The sequence below is a fragment of the Mycobacterium sp. genome, assembly GCF_032161845.1.
GTDB lineage: Bacteria > Actinomycetota > Actinomycetes > Mycobacteriales > Mycobacteriaceae > Mycobacterium.
In genome coordinates, this window is record NZ_JAVRQA010000451.1 from 1 (window position 1) to 3,275 (window position 3,275).

1 protein-coding gene and 1 pseudogene are annotated in these 3,275 nt (G+C 67.3%); both read right to left on the reverse strand.

Annotation, left to right across the window (positions count from 1 at the left end; translation table 11 throughout):
• Positions 1-187 precede the first annotated feature (187 nt).
• A complete protein-coding gene (locus QOD90_RS24515) occupies positions 188-2,683 on the reverse strand; it encodes a zinc metalloprotease (protein ID WP_526353956.1) in 2,496 nt (831 codons plus the stop codon).
• 47 nt (positions 2,684-2,730) lie between these two features.
• A pseudogene (locus QOD90_RS24520) lies at positions 2,731-3,275 on the reverse strand (peptidoglycan-binding protein); the annotation flags it as partial.

Genomic DNA, 3,275 nt, shown 5'->3' on the forward strand with positions numbered 1-3,275 from the left:
GAAAGCCGCCGTTCGGGACGGCCGCTGGACTCCGCCACCCGTCGTGCGCGTCGGGTAACGCTCAGCCACACTGCGACTCGATCGCTGATTGCGGGTAGTCGGGAACGGCCGCGATCACCCATTCGACGTTTTGGGCACCGATGAACATGACGTCCTGCCGACTGCGCAAACTAGTGCCACTGATGGGTCACGGCGACGCAGTTCCTCCCGCCGCAGTTCCTCCCGACGCAGTGCCTCCCGAAGTGGTCCCACCGCTGGGCGCGGTGCCACTGGGTGCCGTGTCGGTGGGCGCGGTGCCGGTGGACGCCGTTCCGCTAGGGGCGGTCGATGCGCTAGGAGCAGGCGCGGCCGAGGTGGAGGCTTCGGCCGAGGTGCTTGGCGCGGTGGTGGCGCTCGGCGTCGGCGGTGCGGTGCTCGACGGTGAGCTGGTCGCAGTCGACACGGCAGACGTCTGCACCGAGCTGCTGGTTGGTGACCCGGCCGAAGTGGGCGGTGAATTCGATGTCGAGACGATGGACCCCGGCTGGTCGGCCTCGACGATCGCCTTGATCTCGTCGCTGTAAGCAGCGAGCCGCGCGTCGATCTCCTCGGGAGGCACCTCACCGGCTTCGATCGAATCTTCGTAGGCGGCGATCTCGGTCCACAGGGCGTCGAGTTTGGCCATGGCGTCGTCGGACAGCGGTTCGTCCACCGTGATGAACAGTTGTCGCGCGAGCGCGTAGGTAAGGCAGTTGGCACAGTCGTAATTCAATGCGCCTGCGAGGTTCTGGGGCGCCACCACGTTGTCGTCGGCGTCGTCGTTGTCCACGACGAAGACCACCTGATAGGCCACGGCGACTGCCGCGCAGTCGGCGCACGATGCGTAGGCCTGGGCCTCGTTGACGTTCATTGCGTCGGTGTCGTCGGTCACCCAGACCATGGCGAAGGCAGCTTCGTAAACGACGGTGTCGTCGGTGGTGTTCACCGCCAACGCCTGGGTATCACCGGGTGCCGGGGCAAGCGGCTTGTTGACGGGGAAGACCCATCCCTTGTCGACCCCGGCCGTAGGGGCGCTGATCGCACCGCCGCCGCCAGTGGGCGCCTTTGGAACCAGCACTAGCGCCAGCCGTGGCGAGCCCTTCGTCGGGACCGGAGTCCTGGTGTCCCACACCGATTGCATGACGCCCCGTTGGCCCTGGATGAGGGTTGGGGCGGCGGCGAGTCGCGGCGTGGAACCGGTCGTCGGGGGCCCGCCCATCGGGCGGGTCTCCAGCGCAAAGAGGATGTCGCCGATGGTGCCCCGCTCAGACGGCTGGATCGGCCGGTAGTTGTTCTCGTTGGGCAACCATGCGTAACCGATTGCACCGATGAAGGCGATGCCTGCGGCAGCGACCAGGATGCGCTTCGCCGGCTTCCCTTCGGTGCCGCCCCAAGCACCGACAGCGCTGCGCCGGACGAGTCGAACCAACATGTAGACGACGCCGGCCACGGGGATGACGATCGCGATCATGGCGACCACGCGAGCGGTGACCGAAAGCATGTCTCCGTCGGCCCACGCGGTGGTCAGAACGTCCTGCTGCTTGCCAAGGCTCGCCCACGCGGTGCCTACGAGCCGGGGCAATGCGATGACCGCCGTCGCGAGTGCGCTCAGTAGGAGCGGAATCACAATGACGACCCAGAGGGTGACGACGATGCGGGCCCACGGTTTGAGCAGCCGCGCCTCGGGGTCGCCCCACCGCCACGGCAGCACGCCGAGCAGCGTCGGCTTGATGCGGGCGTAGAGGTCCGGGACACCCGTCAGGTCGGCAAGGACGTGATAGCCGTCGAATCGCACCATCGGCGCAAGCTGGCGAAGCATCTGCAGGATCTGCGTGGCCACGACGAGCAGCAGCGCGTCATACCGCAACCACCACCACAGACCGGTGATGGCGACGGCGACGATGGCGTTGAAGTAGAGGCCGCCGAGGTCGGTGCGCAACCGTCCGCCGCGGCCCAGCCGGTAGGAATCGGTGACGTCGGTGTAGAAGGCCGGCCACACCAGATACATCCCGAAGCCCATGACGCCCGGCGTCGATCCGCCGTATCTCGCGGCCGCGGCGTGCCCGAATTCGTGAAAGCCTGCCGATAGCACGGTAACCGCGAACACCAGAATCAGCAGACCGGGACGCTCGAACGCGTCGTAGGCCGCCGAGGCAAGCCCCTTGCGGAGGAACACCCACCAGCACACCACGGCGAACGCCGCGAGCATCGGAACGACCATCGCGGTCCGAAACAGGAACCTGAAGGGATCGGTGATCCGCCGGGTTAGCTCGGGATCGGTGACGGCATAGCGAAACCGAAGGCCGAGAAGGGGATTGCGCTTCTTCACTACCGGCTCGGTACCGTCGGCCTGCACCAGCAGGCCCAATGGCCGCAGTTGTTCGTCGACGAAGTGCGCGACGTTGTCCTCGCTGACCGTCCGACCGGTGTCCTCGGAGACGGCGGCGGCTACCTCGGCCGCGGTACGCCGCCCATCGACTTGGAGCAGGATCGAGTACAGCAGGGGGGTGAGTTGGATCGTCTGTCCGTCGGCCCGGCGAGCGAGGGATGGCGGAACCCGGTAACCGGATCCCGCCATCTCCCCAATGAGCTGGACGCCGTCCGCGCGCCGCAGCGCTGAGTGCGCCGTACTTGCGCCTTCGGCGGCGACGCTGTCGATCGTCACAGTTCTGCTTCGCTTTCACTCGACGGCATCGCCTGTACGACGGGGTGTCAGCTAGTGGAACCGCTGCTGCCGGCGCCGGACGTACCGCCGGTGCCGCCGCTGGAGGCACCGTCGGAACCGCTCGAGGCAGCGCCGCCAGTGCTACCGGTGGTGCTACCGCTGGCAGCGGTGCCGCCAGGGGTGTCACTTCCTTGGGAAATGGTGGAGTCCTGGTTCGCGGCGGCATTGGCCTCGCCGGTGATGGTCTGGTTGATGATGGCGTCCTGCTGCGCATCGGCAATGGCGTCGGAGTCGACCGACCCGATGTTCGCGGCGACACCCGCGTTGATCGGTGCGGCCACGTTGGCGTTGGCGGCAACGGCGCCGCTGATCGGGGCGGCGAGATCGGTGTCCACGTCGACGTTGACATCGACGTTGAGCAGGTTGCCGTTGAGAAGATCGCCCGAAGCCGGGTCCACCGTGCCGGTCGAACCGTCGTCGGAGGTGCCGGTCGTATCCCCGTCCGTCGCACCCGAGGTGGAGTCGTCCGGGATGGTGTCGCCCTGGCCGATGTCGCTCACCTGATTGGACGTGGCGATGGCATCGGCGTCCA